Annotated in this window: 18 protein-coding genes; 16 read left to right on the top strand and 2 right to left on the bottom strand. The window is 62.5% G+C overall.

What is annotated here, in order from left to right; genetic code table 11:
• Positions 1–106 precede the first annotated feature (106 nt).
• Together ispA and JMN22_RS10130 are read right to left on the bottom strand one after the other, a co-directional pair.
• The gene (gene ispA, locus JMN22_RS10135; RefSeq protein WP_198796674.1) at positions 107–994 is read right to left on the bottom strand and encodes a (2E,6E)-farnesyl diphosphate synthase; all 888 of its coding nucleotides are present in this window, start codon (positions 992–994) and stop codon (positions 107–109) included.
• Positions 991–1,233: an exodeoxyribonuclease VII small subunit gene (locus JMN22_RS10130; protein WP_198796675.1), complete on the bottom strand. Its 243-nt coding sequence runs from the start codon at positions 1,231–1,233 to the stop codon at positions 991–993. Before JMN22_RS10130 ends, ispA begins: the two co-directional genes overlap by 4 nt.
• 473 nt (positions 1,234–1,706) lie before the next feature.
• On the opposite strand from JMN22_RS10130, the gene JMN22_RS10125 reads away from it, so the two are divergent.
• The 16 genes from JMN22_RS10125 to cyoA all read left to right on the top strand — a co-directional run bounded on the left by JMN22_RS10125 (position 1,707) and on the right by cyoA (position 20,298).
• A complete protein-coding gene (locus JMN22_RS10125) occupies positions 1,707–2,495 on the top strand; it encodes a YfaP family protein (protein ID WP_030140447.1) in 789 nt (262 codons plus the stop codon).
• Between the two features lie 32 nt (positions 2,496–2,527).
• Positions 2,528–4,237, top strand: a complete 1,710-nt coding sequence (locus JMN22_RS10120; protein ID WP_198796676.1) for a DUF2138 domain-containing protein — start codon at positions 2,528–2,530, stop codon at positions 4,235–4,237.
• A complete protein-coding gene (locus tag JMN22_RS10115; RefSeq protein ID WP_198796677.1) occupies positions 4,222–4,881 on the top strand; it encodes a DUF1175 domain-containing protein in 660 nt (219 codons plus the stop codon). The genes JMN22_RS10120 and JMN22_RS10115 overlap by 16 nt, the downstream gene beginning before the upstream one ends.
• Positions 4,878–9,446 (top strand): alpha-2-macroglobulin family protein, encoded by a 4,569-nt coding sequence (locus JMN22_RS10110; protein WP_198796733.1) that lies wholly within the window; start codon positions 4,878–4,880, stop codon positions 9,444–9,446. Before JMN22_RS10115 ends, JMN22_RS10110 begins: the two co-directional genes overlap by 4 nt.
• A 1-nt stretch (position 9,447) precedes the next feature.
• Positions 9,448–11,067, top strand: a complete 1,620-nt coding sequence (locus JMN22_RS10105) for a DUF2300 domain-containing protein (protein ID WP_198796678.1) — start codon at positions 9,448–9,450, stop codon at positions 11,065–11,067.
• Between the two features lie 3 nt (positions 11,068–11,070).
• Complete coding sequence (locus tag JMN22_RS10100; RefSeq protein WP_198796679.1) at positions 11,071–11,901, top strand: YfaP family protein; 831 nt, start codon at positions 11,071–11,073, stop codon at positions 11,899–11,901.
• A 286-nt stretch (positions 11,902–12,187) separates the two neighbouring features.
• Complete coding sequence (locus tag JMN22_RS10095) at positions 12,188–12,769, top strand: YjfI family protein (protein ID WP_198796680.1); 582 nt, start codon at positions 12,188–12,190, stop codon at positions 12,767–12,769.
• Between the two features lie 22 nt (positions 12,770–12,791).
• The gene (locus tag JMN22_RS10090) at positions 12,792–13,490 is read left to right on the top strand and encodes a PspA/IM30 family protein (protein ID WP_039594249.1); all 699 of its coding nucleotides are present in this window, start codon (positions 12,792–12,794) and stop codon (positions 13,488–13,490) included.
• Positions 13,491–13,823: 333 nt separating this feature from the next.
• Positions 13,824–14,858 (top strand): ion channel, encoded by a 1,035-nt coding sequence (locus tag JMN22_RS10085; protein WP_030140440.1) that lies wholly within the window; start codon positions 13,824–13,826, stop codon positions 14,856–14,858.
• Complete coding sequence (locus JMN22_RS10080; RefSeq protein ID WP_030140439.1) at positions 14,845–15,501, top strand: DUF2491 family protein; 657 nt, start codon at positions 14,845–14,847, stop codon at positions 15,499–15,501. The genes JMN22_RS10085 and JMN22_RS10080 overlap by 14 nt, the downstream gene beginning before the upstream one ends.
• 15 nt (positions 15,502–15,516) lie before the next feature.
• Complete coding sequence (locus JMN22_RS10075; RefSeq protein WP_030140438.1) at positions 15,517–15,945, top strand: DUF350 domain-containing protein; 429 nt, start codon at positions 15,517–15,519, stop codon at positions 15,943–15,945.
• Positions 15,946–15,964: 19 nt separating this feature from the next.
• Positions 15,965–16,666: a DUF1190 domain-containing protein gene (locus JMN22_RS10070; RefSeq protein WP_030140437.1), complete on the top strand. Its 702-nt coding sequence runs from the start codon at positions 15,965–15,967 to the stop codon at positions 16,664–16,666.
• A gap of 12 nt (positions 16,667–16,678) precedes the next feature.
• Entirely contained in the window at positions 16,679–17,836 is a 1,158-nt protein-coding gene (locus tag JMN22_RS10065; protein ID WP_030140436.1) for a glutathionylspermidine synthase family protein, read from the top strand.
• 226 nt (positions 17,837–18,062) lie between these two features.
• Positions 18,063–18,950, top strand: a complete 888-nt coding sequence (locus JMN22_RS10060; RefSeq protein ID WP_030140435.1) for an MBL fold metallo-hydrolase — start codon at positions 18,063–18,065, stop codon at positions 18,948–18,950.
• Positions 18,951–19,111: 161 nt separating this feature from the next.
• Positions 19,112–19,354 (top strand): YdcH family protein, encoded by a 243-nt coding sequence (locus tag JMN22_RS10055; RefSeq protein WP_030140434.1) that lies wholly within the window; start codon positions 19,112–19,114, stop codon positions 19,352–19,354.
• 14 nt (positions 19,355–19,368) lie between these two features.
• On the top strand, positions 19,369–20,298 hold the full coding sequence (gene cyoA / locus JMN22_RS10050; RefSeq protein ID WP_198796681.1) for a ubiquinol oxidase subunit II: 930 nt from the start codon (positions 19,369–19,371) through the stop codon (positions 20,296–20,298).
• Positions 20,299–20,311 lie beyond the last annotated feature (13 nt).

Raw genomic sequence — 20,311 nt, 5'->3', positions numbered from 1 at the left:
ATCGTTATAGGTATAGAAAGAGGCGGCAGTTTACCTTATGCATCGCAAGCTGCCCACGCGTCGGCCGGAACTTGGCCGATACGCACTTAAATGGGTTGACCGTGTATCAGCTGCGTCGTTCGACGATATAACGCGCCAGATCGCGCAACGGTTCGGCCGCCGCGTCAAAGGGTCGCAGCGCGGCCAGGGCCTGGTCGCGCAGTTCCAGGGCGTAGGCCTTGGCGGCATCGAGGCCGAGCAGGGCCGGGTAGGTTGGCTTGTCCCGCGCGATGTCGGCGCCTTGGCGCTTGCCCAGGGTCTGGGTATCGCTTTCGACGTCGAGGATGTCGTCCTGCACCTGGAACGCCAGGCCGATGGCTCGGGCGTAGGTCTGCAAGGCCTGCAGTTGTGCGGGCGTGGCCCGGCCGCTGGCCAGGGCGCCGAGCTTGACGCTGGCTTCGATCAGCGCGCCGGTCTTGTGCCGGTGCATGTATTCCAATGCGTCCTGATCGAGCTTCAAGCCCACCGAACCGAGGTCGATGGCTTGGCCTCCGACCATTCCGGCAGGGCCTGCCGCCAATGCCAGGGCGCTGACCATGTCCAGGCGAACCTGCGCCGGGCAATCGCTCAGGGTCGGGTCCAGCAGCGCACTGAAGGCCAGGCTCTGCAGGCCATCACCGGCCAGGATCGCGCAGGCTTCGTCGAATTTTTTGTGAGTCGTTGGCTGGCCGCGACGCAGGTCGTCATCGTCCATGGCCGGCAGGTCGTCATGCACCAGGGAATAGGCGTGAATCAGCTCAACCGCGCAAGCCGCGCCGTTGGCCTGCTCGGCCGCGCCGCCAAGGGCTTCGCACGCGGCATAGGCCAGCAGCGGACGTACCCGCTTGCCGCCGTTCATCACGCTGTAGCGCATGGCTTCGTACAGCCGCGCCAGTTCCGGGCTCGGGGCGCTGAACAAGGTATCCAGTGCAGCATTGACCCGGGCCTGGCTGCTGGCCTGATACGCGCCGATCATTCAGGCTGTTCCGCGTCGAACGGTTCTTCGGTCGACTCGCCGTCGCGCTCGAGCAACAATTGCACCTTCTGCTCGGCCTGGGCCAATGCCGCCTGGCAGTCGCGAGTCAAGCCGATACCTTGCTCGAAAGCCGTCAGCGAGTCTTCCAGCGACAATTCGCCGTTCTCCAGCCGTTCGACCAGTGTTTGCAGGTCGGCCAGAGATTGTTCGAAATCCAGTGCAGCTTTTTTGCGGGCCATGGCGGCTATTCCGGTTGACTGTTAAACCGGCGCGACACTAGCAGACATGGGGTTTTCGGGCAAATCAGGGTGGGGTAACGCGGGCTGTGGTCCAGTGCTTTTGTGGCGAGGGAGCTTGCTCCCGCTCGAGCGCGCAGCGGTCGCAAACTGGATCAACCCGGCGGGTTTGGGGCTGCTGCGCAGCCCAGCGGGAGCAAGCTCCCTCGCCACGGGATTTCGTCAGAAGTGACGTCGGGTTCCGTATTCGGCTCATTTCGTGAGCCGAATAAATTCTCTATTCGGCTCACGCCACGTTCGATACGTGATTTCCCACACAGAATCGCGCGTTTCCCGATTGTGAAAAAACTGTCAAATGGCTACTCTTCGCGCCATCTTCGGCCCCTTGTAACGGGGCCTTCAGACGAAACCCGAATAATGACAAACAGCGCCCCGGGAAGGGTGTCGGGTTGCGTCGTGCATGGCAGGAGGCTTACGTGCGTTTTCTTTCTTTATTGATCGTATTGCTCGGTGCGCCGCTGGCGTGGGCCGGGCCTTCGGCTGAAATGTCGGAGCCGGTCGGCGGCTGGCGCTACAGCGGCTTGCTCGATCGCACGGAAAACCCCCAGGTCGCCTATCCCACGCCGCCCATAGACCGCGGCATCCAGCGCAATCGCACGATGATCGAAGGCCGGATCAAGGACATGGGCACGGCGCGTCAGCCCCACAGCCTGTCGGTCAACGGCAACCCGCTGAATCTCTACACCGATGAAGAGGGGCGTTTCGCCCGGCCATACGCCTTTGGCGCTGGCTCCAACAGCGTCGAAGTGCGCAGCTCCGAAGGCCAGTCCCTCAAGCGCGTGCAATTCTACGAAGCCAATAACTTGCGCACCCCGGCGCAGATCCGCGTGGTGCTGGGCTGGGACGATCCAAACGCTGAACTCGACCTGCATATCGTCACACCCGACGGCCAACATGCCTTCTTTGGCCAGCCGGCCCTGAGCAACGGCGGCGGCCTCGACCCGGACGGGGTCGACGGTCCCGGTCCCGAAATGTTCACCATGACCGCGCCGATGCACGGCACCTACCTGGTCTACGTGAACTATTGGGGCAACTACGGCGACGGCGGCTACAACTTCGATGAAACGAGCAACCAGAACGAGGTGATTACCTCGCAGATCAACCTGGTGCTCAACGAAAACACCGTCGATGAAAAACGCGAGACCTTTGTCGTGCCCCTGCGCGCCATTGGCGATCTGTTGCTGGTAAAGACTTTCAACTACTAATCCGGTCCACGGATGAACAGGCCCTTGTGAATATGAGCGACAACACTGCTTCCCCGACCACGCCGACACCTGTCGCCAAACCTGGACGCCGCTGGCCGGTGATTCTGCTCGGGCTGTGCCTGGTGGCCGGCGCGGCCGGTGGGTTGGGCTGGTTCATGACCAAGCCCAAGGCGCCGCCCATGGAGCTGGCGTTGGAAAAACTCGGCGTGAGTCGTCCCGACGGCTTGATCGAGGCCCATTCCCTGAGCCAGTTACCCAAGGATCTCCTGGCGGTGCCGTTCCTCAAGGCCACCCTCACCGAGGACTTCGTCTTCTATTACGAAGCCCACGCCGACCGCCTCGGCCTGATCGGCAGCCTGCGCCGGATCATCTACGAGCATGACCTCAAGCTGCAGGACAGCCTGATCGAGCAGCTTTTCGACCAGCCGGCGGACGTGGCGTTGTGGCGCGGGGCGGACGGTCGTCTCAAGGATTTCCTGCTGGTGATGGATCGCGGCGGGTTGGCCAAGGTTCTGGAGCCGCTGGCGAAAGTCGCCCTGGATGACACTCAGTTGAGCAAACTGGGTGACTTGAAGGTGAGCGGCGATGAAGTCGCGCTCTACCAGCTCAGCTATAACGCGAGCAAATCCCTGGTCTTCGCCTCCCATGGCGACAAGTTGGTCGTGCTGTCCAACCCGACCAAGCTCTACGACCAAGGCCATGGCCCTACCGACGAACGTGGCATGGTCTCGACCCAGGCCCTCGAGGCGCTGCTGGCCGGCGAAAAACTCTTCCCCGAAGCCTTCGGCCTCACGGCCAAGGCCCCGGAGGTCAAGCAGCGCATCTCCGTCAACGCCAGCGTGCTCGCCATGGGCTACCAGCGGTTCATCCCGAACTTCGCCGGCTTGCGTTTCGACATGGACGACAAGGGCTGGCACAGCTTCCTGGCCATGGATGAATTGGAAAACCAGCCGGACTTCGACTTCAAGCCGATCTGGCAAGCCATGCCCATGGGCGCCAGCGCCTGCGTGGCCTTGCCCCTGGCCGCCGAGCAACAGAAACCGTTGCTGGTCAAACTCGGCGCCGAGGAAAAAGCCGCCCAGGCCATGGTCGACCACGTGGCGGGCGCGGCAGGCCTGTGCTGGTACGCCGATTCCCGGCTGTACACGCCGCTGCTGGTGGCGAGCCTGAACGAAGACGACGGCAAGCTCGATGCCGACCTGGGCAACCTGTTCGGTTCGATGGTCGGCGCCTATGAAAACAACGTTGCCGAACATGCATTTCCGGTGGTGGAGAAGCAAGAAGGTTCGACGCACCAATGGCAACGCCAGGTCAGCTCCAACTTCGGTCCCTATTCGGCCAAGGAAGCGCAGCAGCCCGAGGCGATCACCGGCAAGGCGTTCATGCGCGTCAGCCTGGCGCGCCACGGTTCGACCTTGCTGTTCTCCCTCGATGACAAGTTGGTCGACAAGGCCCTCGGCACCCTCGACAAACGCTTCCCGCCCATGGCTGACGTGGTGCCCAAGGATCTGCTGATGCCGGTCTACTTCGGCCCGGATTCCATGGCGCAACTGATGCAGCGCGAAACCCTGGACAGCCTGCCCCAGGACATGGAACCGGTGTTCTACAACGCCGCGCAAACCTACCTGATCCCGAAACTGCGCACCCTTGGCGGCTACGGCAAATACGCCCTGACGTTGCCAGCAGGCAGCGAGCCGGACGGCCATTGGCAGTGGCTGCCGCTGGAATGGAAAGCGCTGTGACAGGACAGATCCGCAACCGCGCGTATGGGTTGCTGCTGGCGGCGCTGCTCGGTGGGCCTGCGCTTGCCGTCGAGGCGCCGGCGCTGGACGCGCAGCAGTCCCAGGTATTCCGTGCCTGGTTCGTGCGCATCGCCCAGGAACAACTGACCAAAGGCCCGAGCCCACGCTGGTATCAGCAGGATTGCGCCGGGCTGGTGCGTTTCGCCGCCAACGAAGCACTGAAGGTCCACGATGAAAAATGGCTGCGCAGCAATGGCCTGTCCAATCGCTACCTGCCGCCGGAGCTGCCGCTCAGCGATGCACAACGCAGCCTCGCCCAGCAATGGCAGCAGGGCGGCGGCAAGGTCGGGCCCTACGTCAACGCGATCAAGCTGATCCAGTTCAACAGCCGCCTGGTGGGCCGGGATGTCACCCAGGCCCGGCCTGGCGACCTGATGTTCTTCGACCAGGGCGACGACCAGCACCTGATGATCTGGATGGGCCGCTACATCGCCTATCACACCGGCACGACCACCCCAACCGACAACGGCATGCGCTCCGCAAGCCTGCAACAACTCATGAACTGGAAGGACACCCGATGGATACCCGACGCAGCCAACCCCAACTTCATCGGCGTCTATCGACTCAACTTTCTCACCCAATGACCGGTGCCCGCATGCTGCGCTTGTGTTCAAAACTGCCCCTGCTGTTCGCCCTGTTGCTGGCGCCCCTGGTGAATGCCGAAGACACCGTGGAGCCCAGCGGTTATACGCCGGTGTCCGGTGAAAGCTTTTTCCTGCTGGCCGACAGCAGCTTCGCCAGCGACGAGCAAGCCATGGTCCGCCTCGAAGCACCGGGGCGCGACTACCGCCGGTTCCGCATGGAGCCCTACGGCGGCGCTGATATCCGCGTCTATCGGATCGAAAAACCGCTGGAGTTCCTCAAGCGCCAGAAGAACCTGCACCGCGTGGTCAGCGACGGCCAGTTCAAGGGCGAGGGCCTGTCGAACACCTTGGCGTACCTGTGGGACAACTGGTACCGCAAATCCCGTCGGGTGATGCAACGGGCGTTCTCCTACGAGTCCCGCCAGCAGGTCACCGAAGAAGTGCCGGAACTGAAGATCGGCGACGCCCTGGTTGCGCCGACGCCGTACGACGCGCCAGCGCAATTCGCCTTGATCCCCGGTTTGCCAGTGGTCAGCCAGTTCCGCTATCCGCTGTGGCAGGCCAAGCCGATCCAGCCGCCGGCGGGCGTCAACCTGGCCGGTTCGTCCAGCGAGTTCGTCAGCGTCGCGCCAGGCAACGTCTATGTGCCGCTGGGCCAGTTGAAGCCGGGCCTGTACCTGGTGGAAGCACTGATCGGCAAATACCGCGCGACCACCATGGTCTTCGTGTCCAACACCGTGGCCGTGAGCAAGATCGCCGGTGATGAATTGCTGGTCTGGGCCGCGCGCAAGCATGAAGGGCGCTCGGTGCCCAAGGTCAATGTGCTGTGGACTGACGGCCTGGGCGTGATGAGCAGCGGGGCCACCGATGAAGACGGCCTGCTGCGCCTCAAGCATGTCAGCCCGGAGCGTTCGTTCGTCATCGGCGAAGACGAGGAGGGCGGTGTATTCGTCTCCGAAAACTTCTATTACGACAGCGAGATCTACGACACCAAGCTCTACGCCTTCACCGATCGGCCGCTGTACCGGCCGGGGGATTGGGTATCGCTGAAAATCGTCGGTCGCGAGTTCAAGAACGCCCGTGACTCGGTGCAGCCAGCGGCCGCCGACGTCAACGTCAGCGTGCTCGACGCCACCGGCACCGCGCTGCAAACCCTGGCCCTGAAGCTCGATTCCAAGGCCGGCACCCAAGGCCGTTTCCAACTGCCGGAAAACGCCGTGGCCGGTGGCTACGAGCTGCGCTTCAGCTACAAGGACCAGCTCTACAGCAGCGCCTTCCGCGTAGCCGAATACATCAAGCCGCACTTCGAGATCGCGCTGAACCTGGCCAAGCAGGACTACCGCACCGGCGAGCCGGTCAAGGGCAACCTGGTGCTGCTGTACCCGGACGGCAAGCCGGTGGCGAACGCCAAGGTCAGCCTGAGCCTGCGCGCCCAGCAACTGTCGATGGTCGATAACGAGCTGCAATACCTGGGGCAATTCCCGGTGGAGCTGACCAGCAGCGAAGTCACCACCGATGCCAAGGGCAACGCCAACCTCGACCTGCCGGCCGCCGACAAGCCGAGCCGCTACACGCTCACCGTGTTTGCCAGCGATGGCGCGGCATATCGGGTCAAGACCACCAAGGAAATCCTCATCGACCGCGGCGCGGCGAATTTCCGCCTGGGCGCGCCCCGCCGTTTCAGCGCAGCCGGCGAGAAAGTCGCGTTCAGCTACGCCAACGAAGGCGGCAGCGAACAAAGCAAGGCCGTGACACCGGGCAGCTATGGCTGGGTCCGTCTGGAAGACCAGACCACCGGCGAAGGCAAACTGGCCGCCAAGGACAAAGGCTTCAGCCTGACCTTCGACCGCCCCGGCACTTACAACCTCACGCTCAAGGACGACCATGGCCGGGTCATCGGCGCGACCAGCCATGCGGTGACCGGCGAAGGCATCAAGGCCGTGCCGGGCACGGTCGAAATCGTCCTCGACAAAACCGAATACAAGACCGGTGACGAAGCCCTGGCGCTGATCACCTTCCCCGAGCCGGTCAGCGATGCGTTGCTGTCGCTTGAGCGGGACAAGGTCGAGGCCACCGCGATGCTCTCCAAGGGCGCCGACTGGCTGAAAATGGAGAAACTCAGCGACACCCAGTACCGCGCACGCATTGCCGTGAAGGATAATTTCGCGCCGAACCTGACCTTCTCCGTGCTGTACACCAAGGGCGGCCAATACAGCTTCCAGAACGCCGGCATCAAGGTCGTTGCGCCGCAGATCGACGTCGCGATCACCACCGATAAAGCCACCTATCGCCCGGGCGACACGGTGACCGTCGACCTGGGGACCCAGTTCGCCGGCAAGGCGATTCCCGCGCACCTGACCGTCAGCGTTGTCGATGAAATGGTCTACGCGCTGCAACCGGAAGTCGCACCGACCATCGACCAGTTCTTCTACCATCCGCGCCGCAACAACGTGCGCACCAGCGCCAGCCTGTCCTTCATCAGCTACGACGTGGCGCTGCCAGGCAGCCCCGGCGCGCCGGGCAAGGCCAACCGCAGCGAGCGTGGGGTCAAGGTGCTGGAACGGCCGCGTCGCGAAGACGTCGACACCGCCGCCTGGCAACCGGAGCTGGTCACCGATGCCAACGGCAAGGCGCGCTTTACCTTCAAGATGCCGGACTCGTTGACCCGCTGGCGTATCACCGCCAAGGCGATCGCCGACGATGGCCAAGTCGGCCAGAAGAAACAGTTCATCGCCTCGGAGAAACCGCTGTACCTGAAATGGAGCGGCCCGACCCGCTTCCGCGTGGGCGACAAGCCGCAACTGGGCCTGTTCGCTTTCAGCCAGTCCGAGAAACCGTTGAAGGCCGAGTTGCTGATCCGTTACGCGGGCGCCGAACAGCGCGTGGTGGCGGACCTGAAGAACGGCATCAACTACGTCGCGCTGCCAGCCATGGCCTTGACCGACGGCGACCTGACCGTCCAGTTGCAGTTGAACGGTGAGACCCAGGACGCCCTGGCCATGCACCTCAATGCCAGCGGCAACGGTTGGCAAGTCACCCAGAGCCAACGCCTCGACGTGGCCAGCGGCGACACGCCACTGAACTTGCCGGCGGACGCCAGCGATATACGCCTGCGCCTGGATGACAGCCCGCAAGCGCTGTTCCGTTCGGCCCTGGACGACCTGCTCAGCTATCCGTATGGCGGCGTCGAGCAGACCGCCAGCCGCCTGCTGCCGTTGAGCATCGCGTATCCGACCCTGGCGTCGAACCCGCAGATCCGCGACCGTTTGCGGTTGATCATGCAAAACAGCCGCCTGCGCCTGGTGCAGATGGCCGGGCCTTCGGCGAGTTTCACCTGGTGGGGCCAGGACGGCGAGCCGGACGCGTTCCTCACTGCCTATGCCTATTACGCCGACTGGAACGCCAGCAAGGCCCTGGACCTGAACCTGCCGCCGGAACACTGGCAGCGGGTGCTGGAGGTCTATGCCAAGCAGGCCGGCGATACGCCGCTGTTGCAGCGCGCATTGATCCTGTCGTTCGCCAAACAGATGCAATTGCCGGTGAACACCTTGCTCAGTGGGCTGATGGATGACTTGGCCAAGGCCAGTGAAGACAGCACCGAGAGCGTGCTGGACAGCGGCGAGGACAGCCTGGTCATGTACGCGCCGGATTCGGCCCTTGGCCTGGCCAGCGCCCGTGTCCTGACCGCGTCCCTCGCCAAGCAGGCGAAAGTGCCGTTGCCGGCAGCGTTCAGCCGTCAGGCCGACGCCGCGCAACAGCAACTGGAACTCAGCTCCCAGCCGTTCGTCGAGGCTTTGTTGTTGTCGGTGCAAGGCTTCGATCAGGCTCGCGCCAGCGCATTGCTGGAGCGCGTGCTGCCGCAGCAGTCCACCCTGGAACGCGCACTGGCCCTGACCTGGTTGCAGCGCAGCATCGAACAGGCCGCGCCGGCCGTGGCCCTGGCGCCGGGCGAAGGCTGGAAAGCCAAGCAAGGCGCGACCGGCGAAACCTACTGGCAATGGCAGGGCACGCAGCTTCCAACGCAGCTGACCCTGACCGGCGCCCAGGAGCGTCCATTGCAAGCGGCGTTGAGCTTCCAGAGCCAGCAAGCCCCCGTGGCGCCGATGGCCGTGTCGATCACCCGTCGCCTGTCGCGCCTGGTGCCAGGAGACGAGGCGTTCACCTTCAAGCTCGAAGCCGTGGGCAACAAGCCGTTGTCCAGTGACGCCCTCTATCTGGATGAAGTGATCATCAACAGCAAGGCCGCGACGCCGCTGCGCTACGGCATGCTCGAAGTGCCGCTGCCGCCGGGCGCCGATGTGGAACGCACCACCTGGGGCATCCAATTGATGGGCAAGGCCGACAGCGAGCCGACGTCCCTGGAAAAGGCCCGCTTCGAGCCGGGCCAGATGGCTTACGCCGTGCCGGTGGATGCCCTCAGTGGCGAGCTGCGCCTGCGGCACTTGGTGCGTTTCTCCCAGAAGGGTCAGTTCACCCTGCCGCCGGTGCGCTTCACTCAGGTCTACGCGCCACAGAACCAGGCCCGCGAACAGAAACCGGCGCTCGGTCAGGTGACGGTCGACTGACATGCGCAGGCGTTGGGGCTGGTGGTGGTTGTGCTTGATTCCTGTGCTGGCGACAGCGCAGGAGGAGCCGCTGCGCCTGGCCTTCGACGGTCAACTGTTGCGCGTAAGCCAGACCCAGGCGCTGGACCGCCAGCCGTTGCCCGATTCGTTACAGGCACCGCTGGGCAGCTTGTGGAAACTCTTCGTCTACGCCTGGCTGGTGGACACCGATGCCCGCGAGCCGGCCTATGAATGCCGAGGCGAATCGAAAGAAGAAGTCTATTGCTGCAACGCCGGGCAGAGCATTGGTCGCGACCAGGCACTGGTGAAGTCCTGCGGCTTGTATTTCGAACCGCAACGGCTCGGACTTTCGGCGCCTGGCTGGCGGGATTACTGGCAAGCGCGGCAGGCGCCGAAATGGTTGCAGGACCTGCCGGCCTTGCAGCCGCAAACCCAAGTGCCCGTGGCAGAGCTGCTCAAGGCGCTGGCGACGCTGCCGGCCCAGGATCAGGCTCGTCGGGTGTTGCTCGACGTAGTGCTTGGCGCGGCGGATGGTCGGTTGGTCGGTCAGTTGGGCGGTCGCCTGCGGGTCAAGACCTGGAGCTGGCTGGGCGATCAAGGGCCTTCGTCGCGCCAGGGCGGTTTCGCCGGTTGGCTGGTCGATGGCACGCCCGTCTGGGCCGGTGGACGCGGTACCAGCCAGCAGGTCTTGAAGAAATATGGCGATGGCTTGGCCATGGCACTGCCATCCCGTTGGCCGGCGGAAACCGGGCGTTGCGTGGAAGTGGGGTTGTTTGCCCGCTATCCCTTGCAACGAGTGATGTCCGGTGAACGTCCAGCCACGCCGGGACAACTGCGCGGCGACTACCGCGTCGAGTTCAGCAACGGCAACCAGCTGGATATCCACAGCGACGGCGAACTGTTCCTGCTGCCTGGCAAACTGGTCGCGCGGTTGGACCGGGAGGAATACGTCGCTCGGGTCCTGCAGCGCGAAGCCAAGGCCGAACCCGCCGAAGCGGCCAAGGCATTGGCCGTGGCTATCCGCACCTACCTGTTGCAAAACGCCCAGCGCAACGGCGATTGCCTGAGCATCGACGACAGCAGCCATCGCCAGCGCGTCGCGCCGCGTCCGGCGGCGCCTGAAACCCGAGCGATTGCCGCGTGGACCAGCGACCTGGTCCTGGCCGGCACCGATGTGACGTATCACTCCGATCAACCCGGCCCGGACAAGTTGTCCTGGGCCCAGGCCGTCGAGCAAGCGAACGGCGGCCAGCGCTACGACGCGATCCTGTTGCACGCCTATCCACGTGCCAGTCTCAGCCGTTGGGACAATCCGGTGGCGTCCTGCGAAGCGCTGCCCGCCGCCCAGGAGTGGCTGCTGAAACAGCGGCGAGGCTGGCGCCAGCGCTTGGAAAGCGAAGTCGGCTACAACGAAATCAGCGCCTTCGCGGTCTGCCGCGTCTCTTTCGGCCGGCCTTATGTCGACCGCGAACGCCAGCGCATCTATGTGCGCGGCGTGTTGTCGCTGCAAGACCGCCTCGACCTGACCCATGAATATCTGCACCTGGCCTTTGAGGCTCACCCCAATGGCCAGGACGAAAACTATATCGAAGGGCTTGCCCGTCACCTCTTGCTGGAATAGACCATGACACTCCGTTATCCACAGGTCTTGCTGTTGCTCTGCGCCCTGACCGCGTTGCCCCCGACCATGGCCGCCGACGCCATCAAGCTGGAAACCCCCATTGGCGGCTGGCGCAGCGGTGCGCCGGGCGGCGAGGGCGAAAGCTTCAGCCAGACCGTCAACTACCCGGCCTCGTCGGTCAACACGCCCCCAGGCCAGGCCAACACCGCCCGCATCACCGGCCAGATCAAAGGCACGCCGAAGAGCAATGAGCCGGGCCAACTCATCGTCAACGGCGTGAGCTTGCCATTGAAGCTCGACGAGGAAGGTCGCTTTGATCGGCCGTTCTCGTTCCCCAATGGCAGCAACAGCGTTGAGGTGCGTAGCGCCGATGGCCAGCAGCGCCACCGCACGCAATTCCTCAACACCAGCGGCGGCGCCACCCCGGCCAAGTTGCGGGTGTTGCTGACCTGGGACAGCGACGGCACCGACCTGGACCTGCACCTCGTCACGCCTGATGGCGCGCACATCTGGTACGGCGACCGCGCCGTCGCCAACGGCGCTGCCCTCGATGTCGACGTCACCACCGGCTACGGCCCGGAAATCTTCGCCATGCCCGCGCCGATCAAGGGCCAATACCTGGTGTATGTGAACTACTACGGCGGCGGGTACCGCGGTGATGAGGATGAAGAGGGCGATGGCGAACCAGTGGAGCAAGCGCAACAAGCCCTGACCACGGCAAAAGTCACTGTCATCACCGAAGAAGGCACACCGAGCGAGAAGATGGAGACCTTCGTGGTGCCGATGCGGGCGGTGGGCGAGCTGACGTTGGTCAAGAGCTTTAGCTATCCGTAAGACCGCATGTGATGACCCCTGTGGCGAGGGAGCAAGCTCCCTCGCCACAAAAGCGGTCAGCCCACAGGGTTCGTCGGTGTTTGTGATTCAGAAAAATCTCACGCGTGAGCTATTGTGAGGCTTGGAAAGTACCTGTAGTGTTTCTCACGCGTGAGTTTTTCACAGTGGGGTCAGTACCATGTCAACCAGCTCTCCATCAGACCCGGATGACGGGTCTGTGACCGATTCAGCGAGCCGCACGGGAGAGCGCGCCAAACCCTCCGCGAAAAAGCCATCGAGCTTCTACATGAAGCAGATGCGCGCGGGCCTGAGTGCCGCCGGGTATGTGAAACACGAGACTTGGGTGCTTCCTGAAAACCGAAGCCTGCTCAAGCAAATGGAGAAACAGCTACGCCAACCGATTCTGGCTGGCCCATTCATGTCGGAGGATTACATGAGCGCAGGTAACAACTGGAACATCGATCGCCTCTACAGCGCCCTTCAGGCTCTGGATGAAGTGGTCGCGAACGACATCACCCTCTCCCTCGTCCAAGGCGCCGAGTCCAGCATCAAGCTGGAAATGAATGACTTCGGTGGCTTGCCGATCTACATCGCCGTGGTCGGCGACCAGATCATCGTCGATACCGTGCTGGTGGATGTCGAGTCGATCAACGACGTCGCGGCCTTCAACGACGCCGTGTTGCGCAGCCGGGAAATGTTCCCGCTGTCGTCCATCGGCATCGAGTCCATGCCCAACGGGCAGGTCGTCTACAACATGTTCGGCTCCCTGAGCGCAGGTTCCAGCCTGACCAACGTCGTCACCGAGGTCAAAACCCTCGTCGACAACGTCCAGCGCGCCAGCGAAGCCTTCGAACGCTTCTTCATTTAATTCGCCGAATAGGAACCCTCCCATGACCCAGTCCATCTGGAGCAAGTTGTTCACCGCACTGCGTGGCGGTGCCAACGAAGTCGGCGAATCGATCGTCGACCAACAGGCCCTGCGCATCCTCGACCAGGAAATCCGCGACGCCGACACCGCGCTGGCCAATGCCAAGCGCGAGCTGGTCACCATCATGGCCAAGCACAAGCTGGCGACCGATCGCGTCGCTGAATACAACGCCAAGATCAAGGACCTGGAAGCCAAGGCCCTGGCCGCGATCCAGGCCAACCGCGAAGACCTGGCGCTGGAAGTGGCCGAAGCCATTTCGACCCTGACCAACGAACTGGACGCCGAGCAAAAGCACGCGACCGAGTTCGGTGGCTATGCGGACAACATGCGCAAGGACATCACCAAGGCCGAAAGCCGCATCAAGAGCCTGCGCCAGCAAGTGGACATGGCCAAGGCCCGGGAAAGCGTGCAGAAGGCCCAGGTCAGCGCCTCGATCGCCAGCGGCGGCGCCAATGGCAAGCTGGAAACCGCCGTCGGAACCCTCAACCGCCTGCAGGCCAAGCAACAGCAACGTGCCGCTGAACTGCAAGCCCAGGACGAGCTGGCCGAGGCTTCGACCGGCTCTGACCTGGAGCGCAAGCTGCGCGATGCCGGCATCACGCCGAACGAAGGCAGCGCCAATGCGATCCTGGAACGCCTGAAGAAAAAATCGGCTGAGTAAGTCGTGCAGGTGCGCTCATCACCCTGAGCGCACTGAACCTGTGGCGAGGGGATTTATCCCCGCTGGGCTGCGAAGCAGCCCTAAAACCTGACACCTCGGTGTGTCAGTCAGGTAGCGTTCGCTACTTGGGGGCCGCTTCGCGGCCCAGCGGGGATAAATCCCCTCGCCACAAGGACTGTGCCAGGCCTGCCTGCTCAGCGGATTTATTGTCGCCAAGGTACTTCTATCCAAGCCCCGCAACAGGTTTAATGCTGTCCGGCCACTACGCTCGGGCACTCGGATGCCAGAGCGATTAGCCCGCCAGGAACCAAGCCCCACGGAGTCAGGGACGAAATGTCGATTTTCCTTCTGTTGCGCACCTACGCGTCGTCCTTCTTCCATCGCTTCGGTTGGGCGGGGCTGGCCATTGCGTTGGGTGTGCATCTGTCCATCGCCTGGATCGGCCTGGTGCTGCTGGGCGAGCAGCACCTCATCACCGCCGCCACGTTTATCTACTTCTATCTCACCACCACGCTCACTGTCGGCTATGGCGATCTGTTGCCGCAGACATCCGCCGGGCGAATTTTCGTGGCGACCTGGATCATGCTCGGGGGCATTGCCCTGTTGACGACGGTCATCGGCAAAACCACCAGCAGCGTCATCGATGTATGGAGAAAAGGCATGAAGGGCAAAGGCGATTTCACCGGTAAGAGCGGTCACACGGTTCTGATCGGTTGGGAAGGTGCTTCCAGCGAGCGGGTCATTGAACTGCTGCTGCAGGACGAAACGTCCAATGACAACCTGATCGTCATCTGCGATTGCGATCTCGAAGAAAACCCCATGCCCGGCAAGGCCACGTACATCAAGGGCGATAGCCTGTCTTCCGTCGCGTTGTTGCAACGTGCCGGCGTGCCGGGCGCCGAACGCGTGTTGGTGCGCACCCATTCCGACGACCTGACCCTGGCCACCGTGCTGGCGGTCAATCGTCTGGGACCGGTCGGGCATGTCGTCGCTCATTTCAATGACAGCGAGATTGCCGCCCTCGCCAGCGCCTACGCGCCGAGCCTGGAATGCACCTCGAGCATGGCGATCGAAATGCTGGTGCGTGCTTCCCAGGACCCGGGCTCGTCAGTGGTCATCAATGAATTGCTCTGTGTCGGCGAAGGCGCCACCCAGTACCTGATGAAACTGCCCGAGGCGTTCGAAGCGACGTTCGGCGACCTCTACACCCGCATGAAAGAGCAGCACAACGCTACGCTGATCGGTTACCGCGCAAAGGGCGCCCGACATCCATCGATCAACCCGCCTGGCGCCACCCGCGTCATGGGCGGCGAACTTTTCTACATCGCTTCCACGCGTCTCAAGGATATTTCCCATGGGGTGGTTTAAACAGTTGATGGGGCTTGAGGCCCCGAACGCGAACACGACAACCAGCACACCTGTCGTTGGGCCGCTGGGCCTGGCCTCTGGCAAGCAAGTCATGTTCGATGCGACGCTCAAGTTGTTGCTCGACGGCAACAGCGCCGTGGTGATCCCGGCCAACCAACAGATCTGGAGCCTGGGCATCGTCGACCTCGGGCAGTCGAACTGGCTGTCGCGCGCCTACATGAACGACGAGGACTACTGGTTGCAGGTGCACACCAGCGGTGACGTCGCCGGGCAGGTCGAGTCGGTGATCCTGTTCAACTACCTCAGCTACGTCACGATCAACAGTGAGGCCGAGTTGCGTCGCCTCGCCGGCCCCGAAAGCCTGATCGGCCTGCCGACCTACACCCACGACGGCGTCGAATACACCCGCGAATGGGGCACCGAGGCGGGACAGACGGAGCTGGTGGTGTTGAGCGAGCGCGTGAGCAATCCGGACGAGTCCTACAACGTCGAACACCGTTCGATGCTGTACGCCCGCGACACGGGCCTGACGGATCGCCGGGAGTTCCTGCTGTTCTCCGTCGAAGAGGACGCCGAAGGCACTGTCAGCCTGAGCACTTCGCTGGGTATTTCGCTGTACACCACTGACCTGAACACTTTTTGAATAAGGAAGAAGTCCATGCTTGAAGCGCTCTCCATTTCCCTGAACAAAGCCGCCGTGCTCGGCTTTGTCATGTACATCCTCGGCGCCGCCGTGCTGTTTGCGCTGTTCCAGTTCATCTACACCCGCGTCACACCGCACAAGGAATTCGAACTGATCCGTTCGGGCAACGTGGCCGCGGCCATCGCCCTGGGCGGTGCCGTCATCGGTTTCGCCATTCCGGCCAGCAACGTGATTGCCTACTCGATCAACATGCTGGACTTCGTCGTCTGGGCGGTGATCGCCGCGGTCGTCCAGTTGCTGGCGTTCCTAGTGACCAGCCTGGTACTCAAGGGCGCTTCCGCGCGGATCAAGAACGGTGAAATCGCCGCAGGTATCTACATTGCCGCCGTGGCCATCAGCGTTGGCATGTTGAACGCCGCGTGCATGACGCCTTCCACGAACTGATCGCGCCACGGAGATCCCGATGAAACGAAGCAAGTACGTCCAGCTTTCGCTGGCTGCATCGGTCGCCCTGGCGATATCCGGCTGCGGGCCAACGGAAAAAACCTACAAGTTGCAGAAGAAGTACAACTTCCAGTCCGTCCAGCAATGTGTCGATGAAAAGCTGCCGGTGGACATCTGCGCCGACGCCTACATGACCGCCATGGCCGAGCACCGTCGCATCGCGCCGACCTACGACAGCCAGGCTGATTGCGATGCCGACTTTGTCCCCGATTGGTGCCAGCAGGACTCGGCCGGCAAGTTCATCCCCAAGCTCGGTGGTTTCGAGCTGAGTGCCGATGGCGAAGTCACGCAATCCCAGGTCGACGCCGCCCGGGCCCAATTGCCGGCGTCGGAAGCGAACGTCGGTGGTTCCGGCTTCGGCAACCTGCTGACCGGCATGCTGATCGGTAACATGTTGAGCAGCAACCGCAACAGCTATTACTCCGAACCGGTCTACCGCTACCGCGATGACCGTGGCGACTTCGGGTCTTCGACGCTCAGCCAGCGGGTGTCGAGAGGTTCGACCTTCAACAAGTCCAACCAGGCGCGGTATGGCAGCTACACCGACTCCATCAAGAGCAGCAAGGCGATGTCCGTCTCGTCCTCCACGTCCCGTGGTGGTTTCGGCAGCAGTTCCAGCGCCCGCAGCGGTTGGGGCGGTTCCAGCAGCTCCGGCGGTTGAGGAACCAGCGCCATGAAGAAGATCCAGTGCGCAGAACGTCCTGACTGGAAGCAGACCGCTGAGCAGCTCGGCTTTCTGTTCCACACCATCGACGACGAACCCTATTGGGACGAAAGCGCGTACTACCAGTTCACCCTCAAGCAGATCGAGGATGACCTGGAAGACCCGACCACCGAGCTCCATGAGATGTGCATGGACCTCGTGGCCCGGGTGGTCCGGAGCGAAGAATTGCTGGAGCGCCTGAGCATTCCCGCGCCGTTCTTCGACCTGGTGCGCACCTCATGGCTTGAAGGCCACCCGCACCTGTATGGGCGCATGGATTTCTCCTACAACGGCACGGGCCCGGCCAAGCTGCTGGAGCTCAACTACGACACGCCGACCAGCCTCTACGAGGCGGCGGCGTTCCAGTGGGGCTGGCTGGAACAGTGCATCGAGCGCGGCATGCTGCCGGCCCATGCCGACCAGTTCAACAGCATCGACACCAAGCTGCACCAGGCCTTCGCCCAGTTGCAGCTCACCGAGCCATTTTACTTCGCCTCGATGAAAGGCTCGGTGGAGGACAAGGGCACCACGGATTACTTGCGCCTGATCGCGGAAAAAGTCGGCATCGAATCGCGGCACATCGATATCGAAGACATCGGCCTCAACAGCGACGGACGCTTCGTCGATCTGGAAGAACGCTGGATTCCGCACCTGTTCAAGCTGCATGCCTGGGAGTTCATCTTCCACGAACCGTTTGGTGCTGCGATTGCCCAATGCGACACGCAGTTTTTCGAACCGGCCTGGAAGTCGATCATCTCCAACAAAGGCATCCTGCCCCTGCTGTGGGAATTCAACAAAGGCCACCCGAACCTGCTCGCGGCTCACCTCGACACCGACACCAGCAAAGCGGTGCCCAAGGGCTGGGTGCGCAAGCCGTTCTTTTCCCGGGAAGGCGCCAACATCGAGTTGCAGACCGCTGACGGCTTGATCGTCAAGGAAGACGGGCCCTACACCGACGCGCCGTTCATCCTCCAGGAATTCGCGCCACTGCCACGCTTCGGCGACAGCTACACGCTGATCGGTTCCTGGGTCATCGGCGACCAGGCGGCCGGCATTGGCGTGCGGGAAGACAACAGCCTGATCACCAAGGATTCGAGCCGGTTCCTGCCGCATCTGATCCTCGATTGATCCCCTGACACCGAACCCCTTGTGGGAGCGTGCTTGCTCGCGATAGCGGTGGACCAGTCGATATCCATGTGACTGACCGGCCGCCATCGCGAGCAAGCTCGCTCCCACAGGGTATCTTTTCCCGGGCATAGCCACCGCCTGTCGCCTTTGCGGAATTGCACCTGTCGCCTTCCTGTCGATTTCTTAGAGTCTAGAAATCGACACGCCATTCGTGCAGGAGGCCTCCATGCATATCCACCACCTGAACTGCGGTTGCATGTGCCCGGTGGGCGGGAAGCTGTTCGACGGCTACAGCCGGGGGCTGACGGCGTGCCTGGTGTGTCATTGCCTGCTGATTGAAACCGACAGCAACGGCCTGGTCCTGGTGGACACCGGTTTTGGCCAGCGGGACGTGCAGACGCCCGAGCGATTGAGTCGATTTTTCCGGGCCTTCAACAACATCAAGTTCGAACATCGCCTGACGGCCCTGGATCAGGTGCGGCGCCTGGGTTTCGATGCCAACGACGTGCGGCATATCCTGCTGACGCATCTGGATTTCGATCACGCCGGCGGGCTGCAGGATTTTCCCCAGGCGCGGGTGCATGTCATGCGCGACGAAATGGCGGCGGCCCGCTCGGCTGACAGCTGGATCAGTCGGCGCCGGTTCCAGGCGCGCCAGTGGCAGGGCGTCGATAATTGGGAGTTCTATGCCCCGGACGGCGACACCTGGTTCGGTTTCGATTCGGTGCGTGCGTTGATCGGCGCCGAAGAAGAGGACATTTTCCTGGTGCCGCTGCAGGGCCATACCGCCGGCCATGCCGGGATCGCCCTGCGCACGCCTGACGGCTGGATGCTGCATGCCGGCGACGCGTATTTTTTTCACGATGAAGTCCATCAAGCCGAGCGCCGTTGCCCGCCGGGCCTGAAGTTCTATCAATACATGATGGACACCTGCCGCTCGGCACGGATGCGCAATCAGGATCGCCTGCGGGAACTGGCGCGGGTTCAGGACGGGCACGTCGAGATTTTTTGCAGCCACGATGCCAGGGAGTGGGAGAAGGCAATACTTCAGTCACGCACGGTCCGGGTGGACTCCACGGCAATGCCCTCGGCCGCCGGTAGACAATCCTCCTGACGCGGCCCTCGATATATCCGCTTTCCCTTTGCCCACGTCTCGTGGGCTTTTTTTTGCCAGCGATGCCGTTCGTCACCGTATCAGGATGTTTCTCTCAACTAAGGCGTGGGGGCCAATTCTAAAAATCGTGTACCCAACAACACTGCTGAAAGGAGAAGGCCATGCCTGCTTCTCACGATCTTTACCAGGATTTGAATTGCAGCAAAGAGGCGGTTCAACAGCGGCGCCAGCAAGACCCGGAACTTGATCGCTTGCTCGATGAATACACGGATGTGGATAACCAAGTGTTGGCGGCCGAATCGATTTCGGCGGGCAACGTCGAGGATGACGACCTCCGCGGGCTCAAGGAGCAGCGCCTGTCGATCAAGGACAAGATCGCGCGGCAACTGACAAACAACCCATAAGCGAAGCCCAAGACATGCGAACCCGACTGCCTTGTTACGTATCAAGGTTGTTGCTGGTCGGCGGGATGCTGTTGCTCGGCGGTTGCGACATGGTGTTGTTCAATCCCAAGGGACAGGTCGGCGTTGACCAACGCAACTTGATCATTCTCTCGACGCTGTTGATGTTGCTGGTGGTGATACCGGTGATTGTCATGGCGTTCATCTTTTCCGTGAAATACCGCGCCTCCAACACAAAGGCGAAATACACGCCGGAGTGGGCGCACTCGCGCAAGATCGAAACCGTGGTCTGGGGTGTGCCGCTGGTGATCATCATCATTCTGGGGGTGGTCACTTGGAAGTCCACCCATGCGCTCGATCCTTATCGACCGCTGGATTCCGACGTCAAGCCGTTGGTGGTACAGGTGGTCGCCACCGATTGGAAGTGGCTGTTCATCTACCCGGAACTGGGCATCGCCTCGGTCAACGAACTGGCCATGCCGTTGGACACGCCGGTGAACTTTCGCGTGACGTCCGACGGCGCCATGACCTCGTTCTTCATTCCTGCGTTGGGCGGGCAGATCTATGCCATGGCCGGCATGCAGACCCAACTGCACCTGATCGCCAACGAGGCGGGGGAATACCGAGGCATCGCCGCCAACTACAACGGCCCGGGTTTCTCCGACATGCACTTCCGGACCCTGGCCACCGATGCGGCGGGCTTCGACAAGTGGGTCGCCGGCGTACGGGCGGGGCAGGGGCGTTTGGACAAGGACAGTTATGCGCGACTCGCCCGGCCTACGGTCAAGCACCCGGTTGAACACTACGCCTCGATCCAGCCGGATTTGTTCCAGAGCATCATCGATAAGTACGAAGGCATGAACCGCTCCCGTGAAGTCGAGCATCGCATGGGGCACATGCAAGGCAGCATCGAATCACCCGTCGGGGCCCGGCAGCAAGGGCAGTAACACGATCTGGAGT

The organism is Pseudomonas sp. HB05, from assembly GCF_016756915.1.
GTDB lineage: Bacteria > Pseudomonadota > Gammaproteobacteria > Pseudomonadales > Pseudomonadaceae > Aquipseudomonas > Aquipseudomonas alvandae.
Note: the sequence above shows the minus strand (reverse complement) of the source record. Positions and strands in the feature narration are given on the sequence as shown.

Bases quoted from the DNA above. Each gene is read 5' to 3' on its own strand.
- JMN22_RS10065 (WP_030140436.1), top strand. From the start codon at position 16,679: ATGAAGAAGATCCAGTGCGCAGAACGTCCTGACTGGAAGCAGACCGCT.
- ispA (WP_198796674.1), bottom strand. From the start codon at position 994: ATGATCGGCGCGTATCAGGCCAGCAGCCAGGCCCGGGTCAATGCTGCA.
- JMN22_RS10100 (WP_198796679.1), top strand. From the start codon at position 11,071: ATGACACTCCGTTATCCACAGGTCTTGCTGTTGCTCTGCGCCCTGACC.
- JMN22_RS10090 (WP_039594249.1), top strand. From the start codon at position 12,792: ATGACCCAGTCCATCTGGAGCAAGTTGTTCACCGCACTGCGTGGCGGT.
- JMN22_RS10120 (WP_198796676.1), top strand. From the start codon at position 2,528: ATGAGCGACAACACTGCTTCCCCGACCACGCCGACACCTGTCGCCAAA.
- JMN22_RS10075 (WP_030140438.1), top strand. From the start codon at position 15,517: ATGCTTGAAGCGCTCTCCATTTCCCTGAACAAAGCCGCCGTGCTCGGC.
- JMN22_RS10110 (WP_198796733.1), top strand. From the start codon at position 4,878: ATGACCGGTGCCCGCATGCTGCGCTTGTGTTCAAAACTGCCCCTGCTG.
- JMN22_RS10095 (WP_198796680.1), top strand. From the start codon at position 12,188: ATGAAGCAGATGCGCGCGGGCCTGAGTGCCGCCGGGTATGTGAAACAC.
- JMN22_RS10060 (WP_030140435.1), top strand. From the start codon at position 18,063: ATGCATATCCACCACCTGAACTGCGGTTGCATGTGCCCGGTGGGCGGG.
- JMN22_RS10130 (WP_198796675.1), bottom strand. From the start codon at position 1,233: ATGGCCCGCAAAAAAGCTGCACTGGATTTCGAACAATCTCTGGCCGAC.
- JMN22_RS10055 (WP_030140434.1), top strand. From the start codon at position 19,112: ATGCCTGCTTCTCACGATCTTTACCAGGATTTGAATTGCAGCAAAGAG.
- JMN22_RS10080 (WP_030140439.1), top strand. From the start codon at position 14,845: ATGGGGTGGTTTAAACAGTTGATGGGGCTTGAGGCCCCGAACGCGAAC.
- JMN22_RS10115 (WP_198796677.1), top strand. From the start codon at position 4,222: ATGGAAAGCGCTGTGACAGGACAGATCCGCAACCGCGCGTATGGGTTG.
- JMN22_RS10070 (WP_030140437.1), top strand. From the start codon at position 15,965: ATGAAACGAAGCAAGTACGTCCAGCTTTCGCTGGCTGCATCGGTCGCC.
- JMN22_RS10085 (WP_030140440.1), top strand. From the start codon at position 13,824: ATGTCGATTTTCCTTCTGTTGCGCACCTACGCGTCGTCCTTCTTCCAT.
- JMN22_RS10105 (WP_198796678.1), top strand. From the start codon at position 9,448: ATGCGCAGGCGTTGGGGCTGGTGGTGGTTGTGCTTGATTCCTGTGCTG.
- cyoA (WP_198796681.1), top strand. From the start codon at position 19,369: ATGCGAACCCGACTGCCTTGTTACGTATCAAGGTTGTTGCTGGTCGGC.